The 24,494-nt window shown below is 61.1% G+C and carries 22 protein-coding genes; 10 read left to right on the top strand and 12 right to left on the bottom strand.

What is annotated here, in order from left to right:
* Positions 1–331: 331 nt before the first annotated feature.
* Positions 332–1,258, top strand: coding sequence for a LysR family transcriptional regulator (locus QR290_RS02555; protein ID WP_115076202.1), 927 nt, complete (start codon positions 332–334; stop codon positions 1,256–1,258).
* On the opposite strand, the gene QR290_RS02550 is transcribed toward QR290_RS02555, so the two are convergent.
* The 6 genes from QR290_RS02550 to QR290_RS02525 all read right to left on the bottom strand — a co-directional run bounded on the left by QR290_RS02550 (position 1,175) and on the right by QR290_RS02525 (position 5,875).
* Positions 1,175–1,492 (bottom strand): AzlD domain-containing protein, encoded by a 318-nt coding sequence (locus tag QR290_RS02550; RefSeq protein ID WP_115076201.1) that lies wholly within the window; start codon positions 1,490–1,492, stop codon positions 1,175–1,177. The two genes, QR290_RS02555 and QR290_RS02550, sit on opposite strands and share 84 nt — an antisense overlap.
* On the bottom strand, positions 1,471–2,187 hold the full coding sequence (locus tag QR290_RS02545) for an AzlC family ABC transporter permease (RefSeq protein ID WP_085702720.1): 717 nt from the start codon (positions 2,185–2,187) through the stop codon (positions 1,471–1,473). The genes QR290_RS02550 and QR290_RS02545 overlap by 22 nt, the downstream gene beginning before the upstream one ends.
* A complete protein-coding gene (locus QR290_RS02540) occupies positions 2,184–2,561 on the bottom strand; it encodes a GNAT family N-acetyltransferase (RefSeq protein WP_007952618.1) in 378 nt (125 codons plus the stop codon). The genes QR290_RS02545 and QR290_RS02540 overlap by 4 nt, the downstream gene beginning before the upstream one ends.
* A gap of 79 nt (positions 2,562–2,640) precedes the next feature.
* A complete protein-coding gene (locus QR290_RS02535) occupies positions 2,641–3,387 on the bottom strand; it encodes a 2OG-Fe dioxygenase family protein (RefSeq protein WP_011331995.1) in 747 nt (248 codons plus the stop codon).
* A 233-nt stretch (positions 3,388–3,620) separates the two neighbouring features.
* Positions 3,621–4,907 (bottom strand): OprD family porin, encoded by a 1,287-nt coding sequence (locus tag QR290_RS02530; protein WP_289204263.1) that lies wholly within the window; start codon positions 4,905–4,907, stop codon positions 3,621–3,623.
* A 299-nt stretch (positions 4,908–5,206) separates the two neighbouring features.
* Complete coding sequence (locus tag QR290_RS02525) at positions 5,207–5,875, bottom strand: DsbA family protein (protein WP_289204262.1); 669 nt, start codon at positions 5,873–5,875, stop codon at positions 5,207–5,209.
* 255 nt (positions 5,876–6,130) lie between these two features.
* On the opposite strand from QR290_RS02525, the gene QR290_RS02520 reads away from it, so the two are divergent.
* Positions 6,131–8,218, top strand: coding sequence for a TonB-dependent receptor (locus tag QR290_RS02520; RefSeq protein ID WP_289204261.1), 2,088 nt, complete (start codon positions 6,131–6,133; stop codon positions 8,216–8,218).
* Between the two features lie 65 nt (positions 8,219–8,283).
* On the opposite strand, the gene QR290_RS02515 is transcribed toward QR290_RS02520, so the two are convergent.
* The 3 genes from QR290_RS02515 to QR290_RS02505 all read right to left on the bottom strand — a co-directional run bounded on the left by QR290_RS02515 (position 8,284) and on the right by QR290_RS02505 (position 12,940).
* The gene (locus tag QR290_RS02515) at positions 8,284–8,496 is read right to left on the bottom strand and encodes a hypothetical protein (RefSeq protein WP_007952633.1); all 213 of its coding nucleotides are present in this window, start codon (positions 8,494–8,496) and stop codon (positions 8,284–8,286) included.
* Between the two features lie 245 nt (positions 8,497–8,741).
* Positions 8,742–9,848: an agmatine deiminase gene (gene aguA / locus QR290_RS02510; RefSeq protein WP_289204260.1), complete on the bottom strand. Its 1,107-nt coding sequence runs from the start codon at positions 9,846–9,848 to the stop codon at positions 8,742–8,744.
* A 179-nt stretch (positions 9,849–10,027) separates the two neighbouring features.
* A complete protein-coding gene (locus tag QR290_RS02505; RefSeq protein WP_289204259.1) occupies positions 10,028–12,940 on the bottom strand; it encodes an aminotransferase in 2,913 nt (970 codons plus the stop codon).
* A gap of 178 nt (positions 12,941–13,118) precedes the next feature.
* On the opposite strand from QR290_RS02505, the gene rfbC reads away from it, so the two are divergent.
* The 4 genes from rfbC to QR290_RS02485 all read left to right on the top strand — a co-directional run bounded on the left by rfbC (position 13,119) and on the right by QR290_RS02485 (position 17,460).
* The gene (rfbC, locus tag QR290_RS02500; RefSeq protein WP_115076197.1) at positions 13,119–13,664 is read left to right on the top strand and encodes a dTDP-4-dehydrorhamnose 3,5-epimerase; all 546 of its coding nucleotides are present in this window, start codon (positions 13,119–13,121) and stop codon (positions 13,662–13,664) included.
* A gap of 106 nt (positions 13,665–13,770) precedes the next feature.
* On the top strand, positions 13,771–15,579 hold the full coding sequence (locus tag QR290_RS02495; protein WP_115079879.1) for a sensor histidine kinase: 1,809 nt from the start codon (positions 13,771–13,773) through the stop codon (positions 15,577–15,579).
* Positions 15,576–16,964: a sigma-54-dependent transcriptional regulator gene (locus QR290_RS02490; protein WP_074689475.1), complete on the top strand. Its 1,389-nt coding sequence runs from the start codon at positions 15,576–15,578 to the stop codon at positions 16,962–16,964. The genes QR290_RS02495 and QR290_RS02490 overlap by 4 nt, the downstream gene beginning before the upstream one ends.
* 40 nt (positions 16,965–17,004) lie before the next feature.
* Complete coding sequence (locus tag QR290_RS02485; protein ID WP_115076196.1) at positions 17,005–17,460, top strand: thioesterase domain-containing protein; 456 nt, start codon at positions 17,005–17,007, stop codon at positions 17,458–17,460.
* Between the two features lie 13 nt (positions 17,461–17,473).
* On the opposite strand, the gene cysQ is transcribed toward QR290_RS02485, so the two are convergent.
* On the bottom strand, positions 17,474–18,301 hold the full coding sequence (cysQ, locus tag QR290_RS02480; RefSeq protein WP_115076195.1) for a 3'(2'),5'-bisphosphate nucleotidase CysQ: 828 nt from the start codon (positions 18,299–18,301) through the stop codon (positions 17,474–17,476).
* An 11-nt stretch (positions 18,302–18,312) separates the two neighbouring features.
* Positions 18,313–18,879 (bottom strand): ADP compounds hydrolase NudE, encoded by a 567-nt coding sequence (gene nudE / locus QR290_RS02475; RefSeq protein WP_064382762.1) that lies wholly within the window; start codon positions 18,877–18,879, stop codon positions 18,313–18,315.
* Positions 18,880–18,967: 88 nt separating this feature from the next.
* Between nudE and yrfG the strand changes: the two genes are divergently transcribed.
* Positions 18,968–19,630: a GMP/IMP nucleotidase gene (gene yrfG, locus QR290_RS02470; protein WP_289204258.1), complete on the top strand. Its 663-nt coding sequence runs from the start codon at positions 18,968–18,970 to the stop codon at positions 19,628–19,630.
* Positions 19,631–19,723: 93 nt separating this feature from the next.
* Here yrfG and lysM read toward each other — a convergent pair whose 3' ends face one another.
* Positions 19,724–20,164: a peptidoglycan-binding protein LysM gene (gene lysM / locus QR290_RS02465; protein WP_085684133.1), complete on the bottom strand. Its 441-nt coding sequence runs from the start codon at positions 20,162–20,164 to the stop codon at positions 19,724–19,726.
* Positions 20,165–20,302: 138 nt separating this feature from the next.
* On the opposite strand from lysM, the gene QR290_RS02460 reads away from it, so the two are divergent.
* The 3 genes from QR290_RS02460 (at position 20,303) to QR290_RS02450 (ending at position 24,467) form a co-directional block, all read left to right on the top strand.
* Positions 20,303–21,190, top strand: coding sequence for a LysR family transcriptional regulator (locus QR290_RS02460; RefSeq protein WP_064382760.1), 888 nt, complete (start codon positions 20,303–20,305; stop codon positions 21,188–21,190).
* A gap of 92 nt (positions 21,191–21,282) precedes the next feature.
* A complete protein-coding gene (gene fdhD, locus QR290_RS02455) occupies positions 21,283–22,122 on the top strand; it encodes a formate dehydrogenase accessory sulfurtransferase FdhD (RefSeq protein ID WP_289204257.1) in 840 nt (279 codons plus the stop codon).
* The gene (locus tag QR290_RS02450; protein WP_115076192.1) at positions 22,119–24,467 is read left to right on the top strand and encodes an FdhF/YdeP family oxidoreductase; all 2,349 of its coding nucleotides are present in this window, start codon (positions 22,119–22,121) and stop codon (positions 24,465–24,467) included. The genes fdhD and QR290_RS02450 overlap by 4 nt, the downstream gene beginning before the upstream one ends.
* The last annotated feature ends 27 nt before the right edge of the window (positions 24,468–24,494 follow it).

Genomic DNA, 24,494 nt, shown 5'->3' with positions numbered 1-24,494 from the left:
CCGCTTTGACACCGGTCTGCTATCAGCCCAATCGCCAATTCCCCTGAGATGTATCTGCTCATCGTGCAGGCATAACGTGTGAACCCTGTCAGTCGTTTCTCTTGATGAATCTGCCCAGACGCACCCAAACCGTGCACTTTTTTTGACCCCAATCACCCCCACGTCACCAAAAACCCCGATCCTGTGTCAGCCTCCAGCCATCGGCAGGGACATCAATTCGCTACTAATTGCGCGACAACTATGCTCAGGTACAGGAATATAGCCGGCAAATGGCGCCGTTCAGGCCGTCACGTACACAACAATACCCAGCCCACTTCAGAGGGCATTACCCATGGATAGCAGAACCTTACGCAACCTCATGCGCATCGTGCAGACCGGCTCGTTGTCGGCCGCAGCCGAGCATTCGTGCCTGACTGTGCAGGCCCTGGCCGCACAGCTGAACAAGGTCGAAGAGCAGTTCGGTTTCCGCTTGTTTAGACGATCCAACAAGGGGCTGACGCTGACGCCGCAAGGCACGGAGCTGACGCCCTATATGGACAGAGTGCTGATTGCCACGCGGCAGATGGAAGAGAAAGTCGAAGCCTTGAAGGTGCCGGGACAGCGCACGTTGAAAGTGGCGTTGAACACCACGCTGGACCCGGATTTCAACCGGCGATTGATCGGACGCCTGATCGATGTGTTCCCCGACTACCAGATGGAATTCAGCTACGCCGAGTCGATGGAAAATCTCAGCAAGCTGAAGAACGAGGACTTCGATCTGGCGGTGCTGATCGGCCCGCAGCGTCCTGGCTTGCCGAGCATTGTCCTGCCAGATGTGCAGGTGCAGGTGGTCGGCGCGCACTGCGGTCAGGAGAACGATCCGCTGACGTTGCTCGGCAACAAGTTTCAGGTGCGTCCCGCAGAAGATTGTCCGTATTCCCACAGCTTTTTGCGTTTTCTCGACGCCGGGCTGGGCAATCACGAGAACAGTCAGCGGACGATCTACTCCTGCAGCGAAACGCTGACTCTGTCGCTCATCACGCAGATGGACGCGGTCGGCATGGTCTCCCGCGAGGCCGCGCAGAAAAACGGCCTGACGATTTTCCCCGGGTTCGAGGATTTCCTCGAAGTGCGCCTGGCGGTGAACAACCCGGATCTGTCCGGCCAGGCGCTGAACGACGTGGTTGATCTGCCGCTACATGAACGAGCCGAGCGCAATGTACGCAGCCGTCCCAACCGCCACACTGAGAAAGAGGTTTTTGCTGAAATACGCACATAACAGCGTCGGAATCGCTGCATAAAATTCCGGGCGATCGAGCTGTATGTGCTGATCCTTGATCAACAAGGGTGTCAGGCTGATCGCAGCGACGATCGCCACCGGCAGGTATTCCAGCGCCCGGGCGACGAAGGGCGGCCAGTGCTCGGTGTTGACCTGCAGCGGCAGAGCCCGTGGCAGGAAGGTCACGGCCATCATCAGCACGACCACCAGGATCAGGAACGTTTGGTCAGGCATACACCCACTCCGCAGCCCACAAACGTGGCGATGAAAACGTTGAACGGCGAGCTGCCCACCAGGCTCAGTGCGCCCATGCAGACGACGGCGGCCATAGCCGCGATGAGTTTGTTGCGGGTGTTGCACAGCGAGACCAGCACGTAGAGCATCATCGCGGTCAGCGCGTAATCGAGCTGGTATTTGATCAGGTGCGACGCGTACTGCGCGCACAGGGCGCCGAGCAATCCGCCGATTACCCAAGAGGTGTGGCAGAACAGGTTGAAGCCGATCAGATAGCGGATGTTCACCGGCGCACCGGTGCCCAGTTTGACGCTGTGGAAGGCGAACGATTCATCGGTCAGCCCGCCGGCGTAACACCAGCGCTCCATGCGGCTCAGGCCCAGCGCCCGCAGTGCCTTCGCCATGTAGACCGACATCAGCATGTGCCGCGCATTGATCAGAAACGTGGTCAGCACGATGGTGGTCAGCGACGCCCCGCTGCTGATCAGCGCCAGCGCCGCGAATTGCGAAGCCCCGGCATACACGAAAAGACACATGGCCACCGGCAGCCACAGCGGCAGCCCGGCGTTGACCGCCATCAGCCCGAACACGAACGACACGGTGAAATAACCGGCCACCACCGGGCTGGCTTCGGCAAACGTGCGCGACGGCTGACGGTCGACCATCAGCGGCGCACTGCCGGATGTTTCATTCATAGATCCCTCTCAAATGTCCGTTCGCCGTGAGGTTCGCAGAAACCCTGGGCAGTCCAGAAACGCTTGCCCGCGAGGTTAGCATCATCGACGAACAGGAACATCCGCAGCACACCGACCCGTTTCATGTCGGCCGACGCCGCTTCCACCAGACGCTGGCCGACGCCTTGGCTGCGATAGCGCAGACTCACCGCCAGATGGTTGATCGTGCCGCGACTGCCGAGCATGCCGCCCAGGACCGCGCCGACAATCTCGCCTTCGACGTCGAAGGCGAGATAAGCCGTGGTGGTTTTCTGGATCAGCACGCCGCGCAGGCACTTGGCGTCCTGCCATTCGCAGAACGACACTTCGTCAAACTGGCGGAAGAAACGCTCCATGCGCTGCGCGTCCTTGGCCGTCGCGCGCCGCAGCACCACCGGCGTCGAGCATTCGACGCCGTCGATTGGGGTGATCTGATTAGCGAACAATGTCGAAAGCGGTCCCGGGCCGCGAGAAGGAAATCGCCAGGATCTGCCGGTACGCCATGGCATGGGAGTGGGTGTTGCGTGCCGGTGTCACGTAGTGGCGCATGTCGCGGTCGAGGAAGTACGTGGTGTCGAGGATTTCCTGGTAGGTGGTCGACGCCAGTTGCTGCTCGTGGATGTCGTACAGGCGGCTTTCGGCGCCCTCGACATTGTTGCGGCCCCAGAAGTGCACGCCGCTGAACGGGTAACCGTCGCAGTGAATCCCTTCCGGAGTGATTTCCAGTTGTTTGCCGGGTTTGATCTCGATGCGGATCTGATGGATCTGGCACTGCCAGATTTCATCGTGCAACTCTTCCGGCAACACGCTTTTGTACACTTCGAAATCGGTGTCGATCAGGCTGCGCATCACCGGCGAGCTGATGACTTCGTCCGAGAAGTCCTGGAAGTGCCGCACCACGCCGCCCACATAGCTGTTGTTGGCCTTGGACTGCACGTACGCGCGATGTTCCAGTTGCTTCAGTTCACGCGTCTTGGGGTTGTATTCAAAGTCGCTGTAACGACGGTAACGCATGCCGGCTTCGGCCTGACCGTAGTAACTGTCAGGCTCCATGTTTTCCCAACTTTTGGTCAGTCTGACGAAGTCGGCGAAATGACCGTAGAGATTGAAGTCAGCACCCTGCACATTGGCGTACTTGTCGCGCCGTAGCGATTCGCCCACTTCTCTGGTTAAAACGATCATTACCAAATTCTCCGCTGCATTGAGCGGCCTAATCTATTAGGTGGAGAATTTGCGTCCATGAGAAAGAATTTCAGGCATTTAAAACCCTGTTTGAAACGCGATTTGAAACGGCCTGAAAGTGCATTTCAAATGACAAAAACACGGGTTTTTATGCTTTTTTCACAAAAACCGTCAAAAAAAAACCCCGAACCAGTCGGGGTTTTTCTGTCGCGTTTCGCGGGTTCAACCGATCATCAGAAGATGTTGATCGGGTAATCCACGAACACACGCAGCTCGTTGCCGCTGACGTTGTATTCGCTGGATTTCTGCGAAACACGCAGGATCGAGCTACGCAGCTTGATGCTCAGGTCTTTGGCCGGGCCACTTTGCACGACGTACTTGAACTGGTTGAAGATCTCGCGCTCGGTGCCGCCTTCGCTGGTGGAGGTGGTGATGTTGTCGCCACGTACGTATGCGAAGTTGTAGCTCAGACCCGGTACGCCGAATGCGCTGAAGTCCAGGCCGTAGCCCAACTGCCAGCTGCGCTCGTCTTCAGCGTTGAAGTCGGACCAGTAGGAGTTGGCCAGGTAGATGGTGTTGCCGCCATCACCCACGCGACCCTGACCTTTCTGGTAACCGCCATAGGCGTAACCCAGGTTGCTGTCGCCGGTGGAGCGCTGGTGCGCCACGGTGAACGAGTGCGGGCCGGTTGCGAAAGTCGCTGCCAGGCTCCAGATCTTGTTGTCGTCGCCGGTCACACCGTTTTCGCGGACGTAGGAGTTGTCCAGCTTGGTGCGGTAACCGTTGAAGTCCAGGGTCAGGGACTGATCCTTGTCGATCGGGAACACGTAGTTGGCGTTCACGTATTGTTTCTTCAGCACGTCTTCGACGTCGGAAGCGTACAGCGCGGCCTTGAACTGTTCGGTGAACTGGTAGCTACCGCCCAATACGTTGATCGACTTCAGACCACCGCTGTCACGACCTTCAGCGCTCTTGCGCGATTCGGCGGTGAAACGACCGGCATCCAGTTGCAGACCTTTGATCTCTTTGGAAGTGATCAAGGTACCGGTGTAGCTTTCCGGCAGCAGACGCGAGTTGTCGTAGTTCAGCACCGGCAGGGCCGGCATCTGGTCGCCGTAGGTCAGCACGGTGTTGGACAGACGGAATTTGACCGCTGCGCCGCCCTTGGACAGGTCGTCAGCTGCGTTGCCGCTGTCACCCTGTTTGAAGAAGTCGATACCGCCAGCGCCGCTGCGGCCCTTGCCGCCGTCCAGACGCAGCGCGTACAGACCGAAGGCGTCCACACCTACACCGACGGTGCCCTGGGTGAAACCGGACGAGAACGTACCGATGGCCGCCTGGCCCCACTCGGCTTTATCGTCGTTACCGTTTTTGTAGTCACGATTGATGTAGGCATTGCGCAGCAGCACTTTGAGGCTGCTGTCTTCAACAAAACCCTTGGACTCGGCCTGGTCGTTAGCCATGGCCGAAGTGGCACTCAACATCCCCAGTGCGATCAGACTGATTCGCTTGTTCAACATTTTGTTTTCCTTATTACGGGTTGAAACGCGCTGTGTCGAACGGCTGAAACGGCGCTTATTGCACTCTTTTATTCACCCCGAAACAAAAAGACCCGCTCAAGACAATGTCATGGCGGGCCTGCTCCTGATTTTGTGTCATGGCGGTTAGCCACAGGCGTTGGGCCGAATCGTAGCCGCGCCCTCAACAATGTGTCAATTTCAAGAATCGTCTTTAAATAGGCGAAAAACGTCTAAAAAAAGTAAATTTTGCGATGGCTTCGTGCACGGAATTGCCCGCAGTCAGGGATTTTGATGCGGGATTACGCGCAACCATCGAGGCCACAGACTGGCAGGGTTTCAGTCCCTGGCGCAGGCGTAAACGACTCGTTCAACCATTGGGCGAAGGCTTCTGGTTTGCCCAGCCACGGCCCGATATCAACCAGTGTGAATTGACCGTCCTGTTCCAGTGCAAAAGTTGGAAAGCCCTGCCCTCCAACTTTTGCCAACAGGGCGCGGCTGTTCTTTATATGTTGCTCGGTATCGACGGACTGCACGGCGTTCAAGAACATATCGGCGTTGTAGCCCTGCTCTACCGCGTATTCCACAAGCACACTTTCGTCGGCAATTCGTCGCCCCTCGACATAGTGCGCAATCTGCAAACGCCCAAGCAGTTCCAGACCACGGCCGTCGATTTTTTCGGCTGCCATCACAGCGGCAATCGGAGGTGCCGAATCAAACACCGCCGAGTGATCGCGCAACAGGCCTTCGAAATAGGCTTGGCCAAACGGCTGACCGGTGTATTCGGCAATGCGCCGGTCGTGAGGCATCACGTAATTGCGCAGTTGCGGTGAAACGTTCTGGCGGTTGGCGCCGGTCATCATCCCGCCGGCGTGAGCGATCACCGGCAGCACTTGCTGTGCGGCCTGCACCAGTGGTTTGGCGCCATAGCACCAGCCGCACAGAGGGTCGTAGATGTAATGAAGAGTCATCGGAAAGCTCCGCTCGGAAGGTGGGAAAAATGATGTCGGCACATTAGTCCCTCGGTCGTTGCTGAAAAACGCCGGAATGGCTTTCAGTCTGTTTCGGCAATCGGGCAGATACCCTGGTTGTCCGCTCCGACACAAACATGAAATAAATTGACACAATCAAACCACGGAACCTTTCAGGAATAATTAACGGAAGTAAATGCAAAGCATTACCATTCGCGCACTCGAATTCTTCCACCCTTTCGGATGCGCTTTTCAATGCCTGCCCCGTTCCGCCTCACGCCCGTCACGCTTGGGCTTTCTGCCGTTTTGTCCTCCGGTTTCGCTTACTCCGCGACCGAACTGCCCGCCACCTCGATCAGCGCCGAATCCCAGGCCGACGATCCACGCGTGAAGGTCAGCAACACCGCCACCCGCACTTCAACCGCTGTACGTTACGTGCCGCAGGCGATCGACTCGGTCAAGACCGCCAACTTCGCCAACTACGGCACCAATGACCTGGGCGACGCCCTGAGCGGCATGCCCAACGTCAGCAGCGGCGGCGATACGCGCTTCGACAGCCTGCGTATCCGCGGCTTCGACGCCAGCAATGACTTCTATCTGGACGGCATCCGCGACGACAGCCAGTACAAGCGCGATCTGCACAACATCGAACGCGTCGAAGTGCTCAAGGGCCCTGCCGCCGTGCTGTACGGTCGTGGCAGCCAGGGCGGGATCGTCAACCGCGTCAGCAAGGCACCCGAAGCCGGCCGCCGCTCGACCATCGAGGCCCAGGGTGGCAGCGAAGATCTGCGCAGCCTGTACGCCGACCTCAGCACCGACCCGAGCGACAACATCAGCCTGCGTCTGAACATGGGCAACATGGACGAAAACAGCTTCCGCGACGGCGTCAGCGGCAATCGCCAACTGTTCGCACCGTCGATGAGCTGGCAGCTCACGCCTGACCTGAACTGGCTGGTGCAATACGAATACAGCCGCTACAACCGCACTCCGGATCGCGGCATTCCCGGTGTCAACGGGCGCCCGGCAGATGTCGGCAGGGACACGACCTACGGCAACGATCACGATTTCATCGACGACAAGACGCAGTCCCTGCGCTCGAAACTGGCCTACGAAATCAACGATAACTGGCAACTGCGCCACACCCTCGGTGTGTTCAAGCTCGACAGTGATTTCGACAACACCTACCTCACTGGTTACACCCCGGCGACGAAGAAGGTCACCCGCCAGCACTGGCAACAGGACCTGACCACTCGAAACGTGTTCAACAACGTCGAGCTGGAAGGTGGCTTCGAAACCTTCGGCCTCGAGCACCGCCTGCTGACCGGCCTCGAAACCGGTAGCCAGCGCCGCGACCCGACGCTATACAACGCCGCCACCGGCCGTGGCACTCAACCGGTGCCGTCGCTGGATCTGTACAACCCCAACCGCGAACTGCGCCACACCGGGCGCATGCAAGTGTCGAGCAGCAGCCACACCGAAGTCGAAAGCCGCGCGGTCTACGTTCAGGATCAACTGCGCCTGAACGATCAGTGGCAACTGCTGGCCGGCCTGCGCTACGACACCTTCGACATCGAGTCGACCAACAAGCTGCGCAACATCTCCGAGGACCGTGACAGCCACAGCACCAGCCCGCGTTTCGGCGTGGTCTGGACGCCGCTGCAGAACCACTCGTTCTACGCCTCGTGGACCAAGACCTTCTCGCCAGTGGGCGGCGGTCTGATCGGCATCACTCCGGGCGCGGCCGGCAATACCAATGACCTGAGCCCGGAACTGACCAAGCAAAAGGAAATTGGCGTGAAGAGCGACTGGCTCGACGATCGCCTAAGCACCACCCTTGCCGTCTATGAGCTGGAACTCTACAACCGTCGCACCACCGATCCGAACGACCCGACCCTGACCGTGCTCAGCGGTCTGCAACGCTCACGCGGGATCGAGCTGACCGGTACCGGCAAGATCGTTGGCAACTGGTACGTGCGCGGCGGCGTCGGTGTGCAGGACGCAACCATCGAGAAGGACAACAACGGCCTGGAAGGCAAACGCGTGAACAACGTGGCCAAGCGCAACGGCAGCCTGTTCCTGACCTGGAAACCGGAAATGGGCTGGTACGCCGAAACCGGCCTGACCCTGGTTGGCCAGCGCTATGCCGACAACGCCAACACCACCGTGCTGCCGGGCTATGGTCGCTGGGACGCACTGGTCGGCTACCGTCACAAGGACTGGGACCTGCGTGGCGCCCTGAACAACATCACCGACCGCGAGTATTACTCGTCGGCCACCAGCGCGTTCCAGATCCAGCCAGGCGCACCGCGCAGCCTGGTGGTCACCGGCACCTACAGCTTCTGATATCGCGCCCATAAAAAAAGCGCTGCCATCCCGGCAGCGCTTTTTACAATCCTTGTTTGTTCTTCTTATCCTTCCATCACATCCCAGAGTGCTTCCAGTTCGGCCTCGCTGAACAGGCCAGCGGGGTAACGCTCGATCATCATCCGGCGCGGATCAGGTTCCCTGATCTGACGCGTTCCATTGGACTTCAACCAGTGCGCGACAATCTGGAGCGACTCACTATTTACAGCCATGGGATGCAACGTCCGCTCGCTGATTACGTTCACTTCGGCGTTCATTTCAGCGCTCTCTCCCCGTACGTGAGCGGCTAAGTTATCCAAGGTTTATGACAGAACTGTTGAAGTTCTCCCCCCTCCCTAGTGCGTCATGAGCGATACAAGAGCTATGCCAACGTCATCAAATTGTCGACCAGCGGACATAAAGAAACCCGCAGTCCTGACGGGCTGCGGGTTTCTCTTCAAGCGTGGGCAACAAATGACCGCCCGGTCGATTTTCCAATCAACTCAAGCTGTTACATCCGCACTCACTCTTTGTGCGGCGCGGGCTGCTGTTGGGTAAGGCAGTGAATGTTGCCGCCGCCCAGTAACAGTTCGCGACCCGGCACCATCACCACTTCGTGTTGCGGGAACAGGTTCTGCAGGATTTCGCGGGCCGGAGCGTCCATCGGATCGTCGAAGCTCGGCGCAATGATGCCGCCGTTGACGATCAGGAAGTTCACGTAGGAACCGGCCAGACGCACGCTCGGGTTGCGTTCCTGGGTGCCGTCCACCTGGTCCACGCCCGCGCATTCTTCTTCGGTGGCAAACAGCGGCCCCGGAATCGGCATCTTGTGCACCGTGAACGGGCGGCCCTTGGCGTCGGTGCTGCTTTCCAGCACTTTCATAGCAGCCTGGCAGCGCGGGTAGTTCGGATCCTGCGGATCATCAGTCCACGCCAGCAGCACTTCGCCCGGACGCACGTAGCAGCAGAAGTTATCCACATGGCCGTCGGTTTCGTCGTTGAACAGGCCATCCGGCAGCCAGATGATCTTGTCCACCGACAGGTTTTCGCTGAGCACCGCTTCGATTTCTTCGCGGCCCAAATGCGGGTTGCGATTGCGGTTGAGCAGGCATTCTTCGGTGGTGATCAGGGTGCCTTCGCCGTCGACGTGAATCGAGCCGCCCTCGAGCACGAAGCCTTCGGTGCGGTAGCGCGGGCTGCGCTCGATTTCGAGGATCTTGCCGCCGACCTGGGAGTCGCGATTCCATGGCGAATAAAGGCCCCCGTCAAAACCGCCCCAGGCGTTGAAGTCCCAGTTCACACCCCGCACTTCGCCGCTGTTGTTGATCACGAAAGTAGGGCCGCTGTCGCGAACCCAGGCGTCATCGCTGGACATTTCGACCACGCGGATATTCGGCACGTCGAGGCGAGCGCGAGCGTTTTCGTACTGGCCGGCGGACACCGCTACGGTTACCGGTTCGAAACGCGCGATGGCTTTGGCCACGGCGGCGTGAGCAGCCTGTGCTGGCTTGCCGCCCAGACGCCAGTTGTCCGGACGCTCGGGCCAGATCATCCAGGTCTGGGTTTGCGGTGCCCATTCGGCCGGCATGTAGAAGCCATCGGCGCGTGGTGTGCTTTTCAATGTGGTCATGTCGATCAGACTCCAGGGAACCGTCGAGGGTTTTTCAACACGCCGTACAGGGTTGGACGACGGACTATGGCGACTTTATAAACGATAAATATCGGCTTTAGAAGCCATAAATAAAAAACCGTCTCAATTTAACTCGACAAATACCGATACAAATCGACATTTGTCGATTACGGATCGCCTCAGAGCCCTTCTTCCAACACCTTCGCCAGCATGTCGACGAAGAAATCCACGCTCTGACGCGAGGTGACCATCGGCGGCTTGATCTTCAGGACGTTCAGATAATCACCGGTCGGCTGCATGAAAATCCCCAACTCCCGCAGGCGATCACACAACAGCGTGGTTTCCTCGGTCGCCGGTTCCAGGGTTTCCCGATTGCGGATCAGCTCGACCCCCAGATAGAACCCGGAACCGTGAACAGCGCCGACCAACGGATATTGATCGATCAACGCCTCCAGCCGGGCCTTGAAGTGAGCGCCGACCACCTGGGCGTTTTCCCAGAGTTTTTCTTCTTCCATGACGTCGAGCACCGCCATGCCGATCTGGCAGCTCACCGGACTACCGCCGGCGGACGAGAAGAAATAGCCCTCGGCTTCCAGCGCCTCGGCGATTTCCCGGCGGGTGATCACGGCGCCCAATGGCTGGCCGTTGCCCATGCCTTTGGCCATGGTGATGATGTCCGGCACCACGCCTTGCTCTTCGAATCCCCAGAAGAAATGGCCCATGCGGCCATATCCGACCTGCACTTCATCGGCGATGCACACGCCGCCACGGGCGCGCACCAGTTCATAGACCTTTTTCAGGTAACCCGGCGGTAGCGAGATCCCGCCTGCGTTGCCGTAGACCGGCTCGCAGATAAACCCGGCCAGTTGACGTTTCTGCTCATCGATCTTCGCCAGATGTTGCTCGACGCTGCGCACATAATCCGGCGCCGAATCCGCGCCGCGAAATTCGCCGCGATAGGTGTTGGGAGCGGTCACCGCATGCACCCAGTCCGGGCGACTGCTCAGGGCCTGCGGGTTATCGGCAATCGAGGTCGAGACCGCGTCCGCGCCGACCGTCCAGCCGTGATAGGCCTCCAGCACGCTGATCATGTCGCGTCCACCGCTGGCGGCCCACGCCAGGCGAATTGCCAGATCATTGGCCTCGCTGCCGCTGTTGACCAGGAACACCCGGTCCATGCCCTTCGGCGCCAGTTTCAGCAAGCGTTCGGAGAACTCGGCGACTGCCGCATAGTTGAACCGCGAGTTGGTGTTGAGCAGCGACCACTGCCGGCTCGCCACCGCCGCCATGCGCGGGTGACCGTGGCCGAGCACCGCGACGTTGTTGAGCATGTCGAGGTATGAGCGGCCCTGCATGTCGATCAGGTGATTGCGCCAGCCACGCTCGATGCGCGGCGGGTCGACGTAATAGTGTTTCTGGGTGCGGGCGAAACTGGCGTCGCGGCGCGCCAGCAGGGTAGCTGCGTCCAGCTCCGGCTCGGCGTCGCAGGCCAGGCCCAGCAACGCGGCCGGTGATGGGGACAACGCCTGCCACGCCAACGCGCGCGATGGTGTACAGAACAGCGGCGCTTCAAGCTGCACGCCGCGAGTCAATTGCACGATCAATGGACCGTCCACCGAACCGAGCACCTGACCTTTGACCAGCGCTGCACCGCTGTGCAACGAAGGTTTCACACCCAGCAAGCGCAGGCTCAGTTGCGGGCCGTCGAGTCGCAGCGCGCCGTCGGCCGACAGGTGAAGCACGCCAGCAAACGGCGCTTCCACCGTCGAACCCTGGGGCACATACAATTCGACGTGCAACGGGAACGTCTCTGGCTCCTCAGCGCTGTCAGGCCGGGTGCGCGACAACCGGTATTGCCCATAACGACTGGCCGCCAGGCCATGGATAGCGGCGGCTTCACTCAACAGACGCTGATCGATGCCGGGCTGCTCCCAGTTGCCCGCCTCGAAATGCGCGCTCAACACACCCAGATCGATCAACGCGAATTCACGCCCGATCAGATCGGGCAACAACGGCGCAAAACCTTCACTGTCGATGGCCGGCAACGTCTGGCCGACCGCCGTGAGAATCGCCGCCTCCATCAATGCCAGCGGCACCGACGTAGCGACCCGGAAGATCTCCCATTCGTGGGTCAGGTTGTCGCGGCTGTAGGTATTGCCCGGATCGATGCTGACCTGTTGCTCGCCACTGAGCACCAGTACCGCCGCCCTTGCCACGATCAGCGGCCACAGCGCCAGCAGTTCTTCGTGTTGCAGCGGATTGACCGCGTGATAGGCCTGCACCGCCGGCAGAATCACGAACGGATCGCCGGCGGCGTGATGCAGCAGCGCGGCGCAGGTGACCGACAGATCGGTGATGCGCCAGGTGCGCACCAGATCACCGAAATCGATGACGCCCTGCAACTGCCAGTGCCGCCGGGTATCACGCTGCCAGACCACGTTATCATCGGTGATGTCCATGTGGATCGCCTGCACCGGCAGCTTTTCCAGCAGCGGCTGCAAACGAAGCCTGGCCTGTTCGGCAGCCTCGGCGATCAGCGTGCGTTGGCGTTCGTCTTCGATCACCGGCAGCAGATGCTCGATCAGTGCGCTGGCGTGGCGCGCGTCCCACTGCAACGTGCGCTCAAGCCCCGTATGGTCGAAACCGGCCAGGGCCAGATCCATTTCGCCGCAAAGTCGGCCGAACCCGGCTACAACCTCATGGCCAAGATGATCAAGGGCCGTCAGCGGCTGACCTTCGATGTAATCGAGCAGCCGCACATGCACCGATTCTCCACCTACGTCCAGGGTCAGCAGGTCGGCGCCGTTACTGGCCGGAATGACCCGGGGAACGTGGACATCGCTGTGTTCAGCCAGATATTTCAGGCCCGCATGCTGAGCCTGCAACTCCACCAGCGAATAGTCGCCCCGGCAGATCTTCAGCACGAACCGCCCACGCTCGCTGTCGACCCGGTAATTGAGATCCTGCTGACTGCCCAGAGCCAGTAACGTGCCGTTCAAGCCGTAATGCTGCGCCAGCAGATGCCGGGCCTGCTCCAGCGAAACCTGAGGGCTGGGCAAACTGGCGCGGTGAATCAACGTGGCGAACGACATGGAACGACCCCTGAAATTTTATTAGGCGCCTATATCGCCATTGCTTCAGGCGATAAGCAACCCCCGACCATCCGTCCCCCGACGCCCTGCGAGGCCGGTGGATTTGCATCCCCCCTCGCACCCACCGGCACTTTGCGCAAGAATGTCGGCCATTCAAACCTGCCACTGGAATATCCCAATGAATGTAATCCCCACTGACCTGCCTGGTGTCCTGATCATCGAACCCAAGGTGTTTGGTGATGAGCGCGGGTTCTTTTACGAAAGTTTCAATGCCAAGGCTTTTCAGGACGCGACCGGCCTCGACACGCAGTTTGTGCAGGACAACCATTCGCGCTCGCAGAAAGGCGTTCTGCGCGGGCTGCATTACCAGCTGGAAAACACCCAGGGCAAACTGGTCCGCGTCACCGTCGGCGAAGTCCTCGATGTCGCCGTGGATATCCGCCGCAGCTCGCCACATTTCGGCAAGTGGGTGGCGGTGCGCCTGTCTGCCGACAACCATCGTCAATTGTGGGTACCGGAAGGTTTCGCCCATGGTTTCGTGGTGCTGAGCGAGTTCGCCGAATTCCTCTACAAGACCACCGACTACTACAACCCGACGTCTGAGCGCAGCATTCGCTGGGACGACCCGGACCTGGGTATCGACTGGCAACTGGACGAAGCGCCGAAACTGTCGGCCAAGGATCAGGCAGCCGCCCTCTTCAAGGACGCCGACGTCTTTTCCTGAGGTCCTGTGTGAATCTTCAGCGCCGCTGCACACCCGGCCACGGGTGCGCAGACTGCGCCGGCAAGCCTAGGCATAATGCGCCTGTACCCACAGGCGCTCGATGCTCATGACTCCGACCCTTCCCCGCCGCCCTCGCTGGCGCAGCCTTGCCCTGCTGGCCCTGTGCCTGGCCCCGCTGCTGTGGCCGCTGGAACATCTGGCCGAGCGCTATTACCGCAGCGAACTGGCCGGTCAAAATCGTCAGACCCTCGACCTCTACGTCGCCAACCTGCTGGGCACGCTGCATCGCTATGAAGTGCTGCCGCAGATCCTCGGCGACCTGCCCGCGCTGCGCGCAGTACTCGGGGCGCCGGACGACGGCGTAACCCAGGGCAATGCCAATCGCCTGTTGAAAAACATCGCCGCGCAGACCGGCGCCGAAGTCATGTACCTGATGGACACGAACGGCCAGACGCTGGCAGCGTCGAACTGGGACAAGCACGACAGTTTCGTCGGGCGCAATTTCTCTTTCCGGCCGTACTTCAGCGAGGCCATGGCCGGCCGCCTCGGGCGCTTCTTCGGTCTGGGCACCACCTCCGCCAAGCGCGGCTACTTCTTCGCCGCCGCCGTGCGCAGCGGCGAAAAAATCATCGGCGTGCTGGTAATCAAGGTTGACCTCGACCACACCGAAAGCCTGTGGGGCAAAACCCCGGAACAGCTGCTGGTGACCGACCACAACGGTGTGGTCATCCTCACCTCGCGCCCGGAATGGCGCTTTCGCGCGACCCGCACCCTGAGTGATGCCGAACGTGCGGCGATCACCGCGATCCAGCCTTATCCGACCCGCGAGCCACGCCCCTTGAACCTGAGCCCGACCGCGTGGCTGCCGCAGACCCAGGACATCGCGGAAACCGGCTGGAGCGTCAGCATCCTCGCCCCGCGCACGTTGATCGACCGACCGGTGCGTACCGTGGTGGCGATCGGCGGCGCCACCTTGCTGGTGGTGATGCTTTTACTGGGTTTGATGATGCAGCGTCGTCGTCATTACCTGGAGCGGATCGCCTTCGAAGCCAAGGCTCGACGGGAGCTCGAAGGCCGGGTTGCCGAGCGCACCAGCGATCTCGAAGGCCTCAACCGGCGCTTGAAGCAGGAAGTGCTTGAGCGCGAACAGGCTCAGCAGGAACTGGTCCGCGCCCAGGACGATCTGGTGCAGGCCGGCAAACTGTCGGCGCTGGGGACGATGTCGGCGAGTATCAGCCACGAACTCAACCAACCGCTGGCGGCGATCCGCAGCTACGCCGAGAACGCCGAAGTACTGCTCGACCATGAGCGCACCGAAGACGCCCGAGGCAACCTCAAGCTGATCAGCGAGCTGACCGGGCGCATGGCGTCGATCATCGCTCACCTGCGCGCCTTCGCCCGCCGCGACCGCCACGCCCCGGAAAGCGTCGCCCTGCAACCGGCGCTGGATGACGCATTGGCGCTGTTGGCCAAGCGTCGCCGAAGCATGGACGTCGAACTGATCCGCGACCTGCCGGCCGCGACCCTGTGGGTCGAGGCCGGGGAAACCCGTCTGCGTCAGGTGCTGGGCAACCTGCTGGCCAACGCCCTCGACGCCCTGACCGAGAAAGGCCCACCGCGCAAATTGTGGCTGAGTGCCGAATCCACCGACGAAGGCGTCAATCTGTACATTCGCGACAACGGCCCGGGTTTCTGCATGGAAGCGCTGGGCCGAGCCAGCGAACCGTTTTACACGACCAAGACCCGTACTCAGGGCCTGGGTCTGGGGTTGGCCATTTGCGAAACCCTGATGCGCGCCTTCGGTGGTGAACTGTCGTTCGCCAACCATAAGCAAGGTGGCGCCTTGATCACCCTGCGGCTGCGCGCCGGCGCGCCCGGGGTCAGCCTGCAACCGTCCGAGGATCGAAGCGCATGACCATCGACAACCGCATTCAGGTGGTGCTGATCGACGACGATCCGCACCTGCGTCAGGCCCTCGGCCAGACCCTGGATCTGGCCGGCCTGAAAATTCTTCCGCTGTCCGAAGCCAAAGGCCTGGCCGCGCAACTGGAGCGCGACTGGCCAGGTGTCGTGGTCAGCGACATCCGCATGCCCGGCATGGATGGCCTGGAACTGCTGAGCGAACTGCACGCTCAGGATCCGGAGTTGCCGGTGCTGCTGATCACCGGCCACGGCGACGTGCCCCTGGCCGTGCAGGCGATGCGCGCTGGCGCCTACGACTTTCTGGAAAAGCCCTTCGCCAGCGACGCCCTGCTCGATAGCGTGCGTCGCGCCCTGGCCCTGCGCCGTCTGGTGCTGGACAACCGCAGCCTGCGCATGGCCCTGAGTGATCGCAACGAATTGAGCGCGCGGCTGGTCGGTCAGTCCGCGCCGATGTCGCGCCTGCGCGAGCAGATCGGCGCACTGGCGGCGACCAAGGCCGACGTGTTGATCCTCGGCGAAACCGGCGCCGGCAAGGAAGTCGTCGCCCGCGCCCTGCACGATCTGTCGAGCCGGCGCAACGGCCCGTTCGTGGCGATCAACGCCGGAGCGCTGGCCGAGTCGGTGGTCGAAAGCGAACTGTTCGGTCATGAACCCGGCGCCTTCACCGGCGCGCAAAAGCGTCGGATCGGCAAGTTTGAATTCGCCAATGGCGGCACGCTGTTCCTCGACGAAATCGAGAGCATGAGCATGGATGTGCAGGTCAAACTGCTGCGCATGTTGCAGGAGCGCGTGGTCGAGCGACTGGGCGGCAATCAGTTGATCCCGCTGGACATTCGCGTCATCGCCGCCACCAAGGAAGACCTGCGCCAGGCCGCCGATCAGGGGCGTTTCCGGGCGGACCTGTATTACCGACTCAACGTGGCGCCGCTGCGCATTCCGCCACTGCGCGAACGGGGCGAAGACGCGCTGATGCTGTTCCAGCATTACGCCGACGAAGCCAGTGCCCGCCATGGTCTGCCACCGCATGAACTGCAGCCGGCGCAACGGGCGTTGCTGTTGCGCCATTCATGGCCGGGCAACGTGCGGGAATTGCAGAACGCGGCAGAGCGTTTTGCCCTCGGCCTGGAACTGGCCCTGGACAACACGCAGCCCGATGGCAGCCCCGGCACCACCGTCGAAATCACGGCGGGAGGGCTCAGCGAGCAAGTGGAAAACTTCGAAAAATCCCTGATCGCCGCCGAACTGGCTCGCTCTCACAGTTCCGTGCGCAGTCTCGCCGAAGCCCTGGGCATTCCGCGCAAGACCCTGCACGACAAACTGCGCAAGCACGGGCTGAATTTCGCTGGCAGCGGCGGCCATTCCGACGAATCCGAATGAGGCACGCTCAATTCACTTTTCTGCCGCAAGAGGTCCGGGCATGAAGCACGACAGTCGTTATCTGGAATCGGTCCTTCACCACGACATCCCGCTGACCCGGGACATGGGCCTGAAAGTCCTCGACTGGCAGGAACAGCAATTGCGCCTGTACCTGCCGCTGGACGCCAACGTCAATCACAAGAGCACCATGTTCGGCGGCAGCCTGTATTGCGGCGCCGTACTGGCCGGCTGGGGCTGGCTGCATTTGCGTTTGAAAGAGGAAGGCATCGAAGACGGGCACATCGTGATCCAGGAAGGACAGATCAGTTATCCACTGCCGGTGACCGGCGATGCCGTTGCAATTTGCTCGTCACCGAGCGCTGCGGTGTGGAAGAAGTTTCTGGCGATGTATCAGCGTTACGGACGGGCGCGACTGACGCTGCATACGCGGGTGGTCAATACGGGAAGCGATGAAGAGGCGGTGACGTTCAGCGGGCAGTACGTCCTGCACCGCTGAAGCCTGAGCGAGCTTACGAGCGGGCGAGCTCCAGCAGCTTCGTCCGCCACGCGGCTTTCGCCGGCAACGCCAGGAAGAAACCGTTCAACAACGATTCCCGTGGTGGATAACAGAACGCTTCGCCGCTCAGATCCAGCACCTCGCCGCCCGCCCCTTCCAGCACACCCTGCGCCGCTGCCGTGTCCCACTGCGAAGTCGGCGCCAGACGCGGGTAGCAATCGGCAGCACCTTCGGCCACCAGACAGAACTTCAGCGAACTGCCGATGTTGGCCAGTTGCAACTCGCCAAGGCTGGCGCTCAAGCCGGCCAGCAGACGTTCCTGTTCCGGGCTCGAATGACGACGGCTGGCAACCACGGTGAACGCCTCGCCAGGCCCCGGCACGTCACGAACCTGAATCGTCACCGGCGTACCGCCCGTGTCGCCGCGCCAGGCACCCAGACCCGCGCCGCCGACGTAGAAGCGCCCGTTGGTCGGCATCGACACCACACCGAACACCACGCGGCCGTTTTCGATCAGCGCGATATTGACGGTGAATTCTTCGCTGCCGCTGATGAACTCCTTGGTGCCGTCCAACGGGTCCACCAGCCACCAGCGCTGCCAGCCTGCGCGCACGCTTTGCGGGATGTTGGCGTCCTCTTCGGACAGCACCGGGATGCTCGGATCCAGCGCATTCAGGCCGGCCACGATTACGTGGTGAGCGGCCATGTCCGCCGCCGTCACCGGCGAATCATCGGACTTGGCGGTGACCGCCACGTCGGCACGCCAGAACGGCAGGATCGCCTCACCGGCCCGCAGGGCCAGCTCGACCACCGGCGCCATCAACGGATGGGGAAAATTCATCGATATCTCACTCATGACTGAAAAAAACCGCGCTGGGTCAGTAGATCGCGGGTCAGGTACAACGCCGCCAGGGCGCGACCCTCGCTGAAATTCGGATTCTGCGCCAGCGCCGACAGCTCCCGCAGGTTGACCTTGTCCACGCGCATCGGCTCAGGTTCGTCGCCTTCAAGGCGCTCTTCGTACAGGTCGGTGGCCAACACCACCTGAATCTTCTGGCTCATGTAACCGGGCGACAACGACAATTCGGTCAGATGCTCCAGCTGTCGCGCGCCATAACCGGCCTCTTCCTTGAGCTCGCGTTCGGCCGCAGCCAGCACATCTTCGCCGGGTTCGATCAGGCCTTTGGGCAGCGACAGTTCATATTCGTCGGTGCCGCCGCAGTATTCTTCGACCAGCACCGCGTGCTCGGCATCGAGCATCGCCACGATCATGACCGCGCCATAGCCGGCGCCCTTGCCAACCAGCCGCTCGTAGGTGCGTTCCACGCCGTTGGAGAAACGCAACTTCAGCTCTTCGACGCAGAACAGCCGGCTGGTGGCGACGATCTCGCGGGCAAGTACGGTGGGTTTCTGGCGCATGCAAAGCTCCTTGGCGTGAACGCGCTACTATAACGCGGCTTTTCCGATTGTTTGCGTCGGATATCTTTCTACCGTTCGAGACGTTGCCATGCCTTCATTACCGTGGTCCGACATCGATACCGTTCTGCTCGACATGGACGGCACGTTGCTCGACCTGCACTTCGACAACCACTTCTGGCTGGAACACCTGCCGCAGCGCTACGCCGAACTGCATGGCGTGAGCCGGGCCATGGCGGAAATGGAATTGCAGCCGCTGTTCGAGCGCCATGCCGGTCAATTGCAGTGGTATTGCCTGGACTTCTGGAGCGCGGAACTGAAGCTGTCGGTGCGTGAACTGAAACTGGAAACCGCCCACCTGATCGCCCTGCGCCCGGACGCCGACACTTTTCTGGAGGCGATCAAGCGAGCCGGCAAACGCGTGGTGATGATCACCAACGCGCACCGCGATTCACTGTCGCTGAAACTGGAACGAATCGAACTGGCACCGTACTTCGAGCGACTGATCAGCTCCCACGATTACGGCTTCCCCAAGGAGAACCCGCAATTCTGGGACGCCTTGCAGGCCGATATCGACTTCGATCCGGCACGCAGCCTGTTCATCGACGACACCTTGCCGATCCTGCGCAGTGCGCGGAATTTCGGCGTGGCGCATCTTCTGGCCGTGAAGGAGCCGGACAGCCGCAAAGGGCCGAAGGACACCGGGGAGTTTGCGGCGGTCGAGGATTATCGGGAATTGATTGCAGGCCTGTAGACCGCACCGTCCCCATCGCGAGCAGGCTCGCTCCCACAATAGAAATGCATTCCAATGTGGGAGCGAGCCTGCTCGCGATAGCGGTATCTGCGGTTATTCAGGAATACGCAGCGTCTGCCCCGGATAAATCTTGTCCGGATGTGACAGCAGCGGCTTGTTGGCCTCGAAAATTTTGTTGTACTGGTTGGCGTTGCCGTACACCGCCAGGGAAATCGCGCTGAGGGTGTCGCCCTTCTTCACGACCACAAAACGCGCCGCCGCCACGACCGGCCCGGTCACGGTGATCTGGTCATCGACACTGCCGACACCGGCAATGTTGCCCACTGCCAGAAGAATCTTCTCTTTCTCTTCCTGGCTCGACACTTCACCGGTGACCGTCACCTTGTCACCGTCCACGGTCGCCTGGACATTCGGGTTACCCAACCCGACCTTGCTGATGTGCTCCTTCAGTTGGTCGCTGGCATTGGCGTTGCCGGGGGTCAACAGGTCGAGCAACTTCTCACCGGCCTCTTTCACAAAGCTCAAAAGACTCATAGCGCACACTCCTTGATTTAAGTTCCAGACGCCCAAGCCTAGACCACGCCGGACAAACCCGGTTGCGGCCCGACCAATGACCCTGCCCCCGCGCAAGCGGTAGAATCGCCCACCCCTTGCCAGCGCCCCGGAGCGAAGATGGACATCAAGCAGCTGAAATTCCTCATCGCCCTCGACGAAACCCGCCATTTCGGCCAGGCCGCCGCCCGCTGCCACATCACCCAGCCGACCCTGTCGATGCGCCTGCGCAGCCTTGAGGAAGAACTCGACCTGCCACTGGTCAACCGTGGCCAGCGCTTCGAAGGTTTCACCGCGCCGGGCGAACGGGTGCTGGCCTGGGCGCGCACGGTGCTGGCGGCCTACGACGGTTTGCAGGCGGAAGCGGCGGCCTGTCGCGGCAATCTGATCGGCACCCTGCGGCTGGGCGTGGTGCCGTTGTCGAGTTTCGATGCGCTGCCTTTGATGCAACGCCTGCACGCGCAACACCCGAACCTGCGTTTCGAGCTGTCCTCGCTGAGCTCCGAACAGGTTCTGGAGCAACTGGCGAACAACCGCATCGATATTGGCGTGTCTTACCTGGACCGACTCGACGGCGAGCGTTTTGAATCCCTGGCCTTCAGTGAAACGCAGATGGGCCTGCTCTACGACCAGCGGTTCTTCAGCTTTGGCGAAGCGCCGCTGAGCTGGGAGTCACTGATCGAACTGCCCCTGGGCATGCTCACTAGCGGCATGCACTTTCGCCAGTCCATCGACCATAACTTCCACAGTCGCGGCCTGACCCCACAGCCATTGCTGCAAACCGATGCCGTTCACCAATTGTTGCAAGCTGTGCACGGCGGCCTGTGCTGCGCGGTGATGCCACTGGATGGCGGCCTGGAAAACCTCACGGATAACCTGCGCCTGCAACCCATCGAGAATGCGCAGACCCTCGCCCGACTGGGCTTGATCATGCGTCGCGGGGCGCCACGATCGGCGCTGGCGGAGGCGTGTTTCGCGCTTTATCAAAAATCACCAACGGACGCTTGATCGACGGCATCTATCGAAGGATCGACACTAGCGATTAGACGCGACAACTTGCCGCGCCTAGTCTTAACGTTGATCAATCCGTCGGTGATGCCATGAACGCCAAGCGCCCGGCCTGCGCGGCGCCTGCTCTCGAAACGCCCGCGCCTGCTGCCAGTCAGACCTACAGTTACAGCGATCTTCCCCTCGCGGAATTGGCCAGCACCGCGCTGGCCGAAGAAGTGGCGTTGGCGATTGCCTACAACGGCATCAGCCAGGCTGTAATGCTGGTTACGCCGACCGACCTTGAAGACTTCATCGTCGGCTTCAGCCTCGGCAGCGGCATCATCGAAGACGCTTCGGACATCTACGACCTGCAACTGACCGGCTCGGGCTCGGCGCAATACGCGCAAGTGACCATCGCCAACCGCGCTTTCTGGAACCTCAAGCAACAGCGTCGGCAACTGGCCGGCACCAGCGGTTGCGGGTTGTGCGGCGTGGAAGCGGTGGAGCAGGCGCTGCCTGATCTCAAGGTTTTGCCCGGCGCCCCTTTGCCGCCCATCGAATGGCTCGACGGTTTGCGCCAGCGCATCGGTGCATTCCAGCCGCTGGGTCAGCACTGCGGCGCGGTGCATGCGGCGGTGTTCATGAACGCCAGCGGTGAATTGCTGCTGGGTCGCGAAGACATCGGCCGGCACAACGCCCTCGACAAGCTGATCGGCGGCCTGATCCGGCAAAAGATATCCACAACCGGCGGCCTGGCGATTGTCACCAGCCGTTGCAGCCTCGAATTGATCCAGAAAGTTTTGCGGGCCGGAATTCAAACCCTGGTCAGCCTGTCCGCGCCCACCGGCCTCGCCGTGCAATGGGCCAGACGCCACAACCTCAATCTCATCCACCTGCCGCAAAAGAACGCGCCGCGGGTGTATAGCCCAGAAATGGAGAAACACCCGTGAGCCAACACCATCAAGCCGACCAGAAACCCGTCCCGCGATACAAGCCTTACAAGGGCGCAGCTGGCGGCTGGGGCGCACTGATCAGCGTGGCCCAGGCCTGGTTGACCAGCGACAACGCGCTGAAAAACCTGCGCATGATGCTCAAGACCAACCAGAACGGCGGCTTCGACTGCCCGGGTTGCGCCTGGGGCGATTCGCCGGAAAGCGGCATGGTCAAGTTCTGCGAGAACGGCGCCAAAGCGGTGAACTGGGAAGCGACCAAGCGTCGGGTGGACGGCAAATTCTTCGCCAAGCACAGCGTCACTGCATTGCTGGAACAGAGCGACTACTGGCTCGAGTATCAAGGTCGCCTGACCGAGCCGGTCGTGTATGACGCCGAAACCGATCGCTACAAGCCGATCAGCTGGGACGATGCCTACGCGCTGATCGGCAAACACCTGCAAGCGCTGTCGAGTCCGGATCAGGCCGAGTTCTACACCTCGGGCCGCGCCAGCAACGAAGCCGCGTACCTGTATCAATTGTTCGTGCGCGCCTTCGGCACCAACAACTTCCCCGACTGCTCGAACATGTGCCATGAGGCCAGCGGTGTTGCGCTTGCGCAAAGCGTTGGTGTCGGCAAAGGCACCGTGACTTTCGACGACTTCGAACACGCCGATGCGATTTTCGTCTGGGGCCAGAACCCCGGCACCAACCACCCGCGCATGCTCGAACCGCTGCGTGAAGCGGTGAAACGCGGCGCCCAGGTGGTGTGCATCAACCCGCTGAAAGAGCGTGGTCTGGAACGCTTCCAGCATCCGCAACACCCGATCGAAATGCTCACCAACGGCGACAAGCCGACCAACACCGCGTACTTCCGCCCGGCACTGGGCGGTGACATGGCGGTGCTGCGCGGCATGGCCAAGTTCCTGCTGCAATGGGAACGTGATGCACAGAAGGCCGGTGCGCCGGCGGTGTTCGATCACGACTTCCTCAATGAGCACAGCGTCAACGTGCTGGAATACCTCGGTGTCGTCGATGACACGCCGTGGGAGCAGATCGTCGCGCAGTCCGGCCTGACCCTGGTGGAAATCGAGCAAGCGGCGCGCATGTACGCCAAAGGCAAGAACGTGATCATGTGCTGGGCGATGGGCATCACCCAGCACCGCCACTCGGTGCCGACCATCCAGGAAATCGCCAACCTGATGCTGCTGCGCGGCAACATCGGCAAACCCGGCGCAGGTCTGTGCCCGGTGCGTGGCCACAGTAACGTGCAGGGCGACCGCACCATGGGCATCAACGAGCGTCCGCCGGTGGCGTTTCTCGATTCCCTGGAACGTCGCTTCCAATTCAAGGTACCGCGCCACAACGGGCACAACGTGGTCGAAGCGATTCATGCGATGGCCGAAGGCCGTGCCAAAGTGTTCATCGGGCTGGGCGGCAACTTCGCCCAGGCCACGCCGGACAGCCCGCGCACCTTTCAGGCCCTGAGCAACTGCGACCTGACCGTGCAGATCAGCACCAAGCTCAACCGCAGCCACCTGGCTCACGGCAAGGACGCGTTGATCCTGCCGTGCCTGGGCCGTACCGACATCGACATCCAGACCGAAGGCCCGCAGGCCGTCACCGTGGAAGACTCGTTCAGCATGGTGCACGCCTCCAACGGTCAGTTGCAGCCGCTGTCGAACCAGATGCGCTCGGAGCCGTCGATCATCGCCGGCATCGCCGCCGCCACCCTGGGCAGCAAACCGGTGGACTGGAACTGGCTGGTGGCCGACTACCGGCGCATCCGCGAACTGATCGCCGACACCATTCCGGGCTTCAAGGACTTCAACGAGAAGGTCAAGAACCCGGGCGGCTTCTACCTCGGCAACAGCGCTGGTGCACGCAAGTGGAACACCACGTCCGGTCGGGCCAACTTCAAGCCGAACATGCTGCCCAAGGATCTGATCCACGAGCGCACTCGCGCTACCGGCAAACTGCCGGACCTGATCCTGCAATCGATGCGTTCCCACGATCAGTACAACACCACGATTTATGGTCTCGACGACCGTTATCGCGGCGTGAAGGGACAACGTGACGTGCTGTTCGCCAACGAAGCCGACATCATTCGTCTGGGCTTCAAACCGGGGCAGAAGGCTGACATCGTGTCACTGTGGGACGATGGCCGCGAGCGTCGCGTGAAAGGCTTCACGCTGCTGGCGTTCGATATTCCGGCGGGGCAGGCGGCGGCTTATTACCCCGAAGTGAACCCGTTGGTGCCGCTGGAAAGCACCGGCGATGGCAGCCATACACCGACGTCGAAGTTCATCGCTATCCGGCTGGAAGCGGCGAGTGAAACGGGGCTGATCATGGCTAAATCGGCCTGACCCTGATCGCTCCCACGCTCTGCGTGG

The sequence above is a fragment of the Pseudomonas fluorescens genome (genome assembly GCF_030344995.1).
GTDB classification, from domain to species: Bacteria; Pseudomonadota; Gammaproteobacteria; order Pseudomonadales; family Pseudomonadaceae; genus Aquipseudomonas; species Aquipseudomonas fluorescens_BF.
Note: the sequence above shows the minus strand (reverse complement) of the source record. Positions and strands in the feature narration are given on the sequence as shown.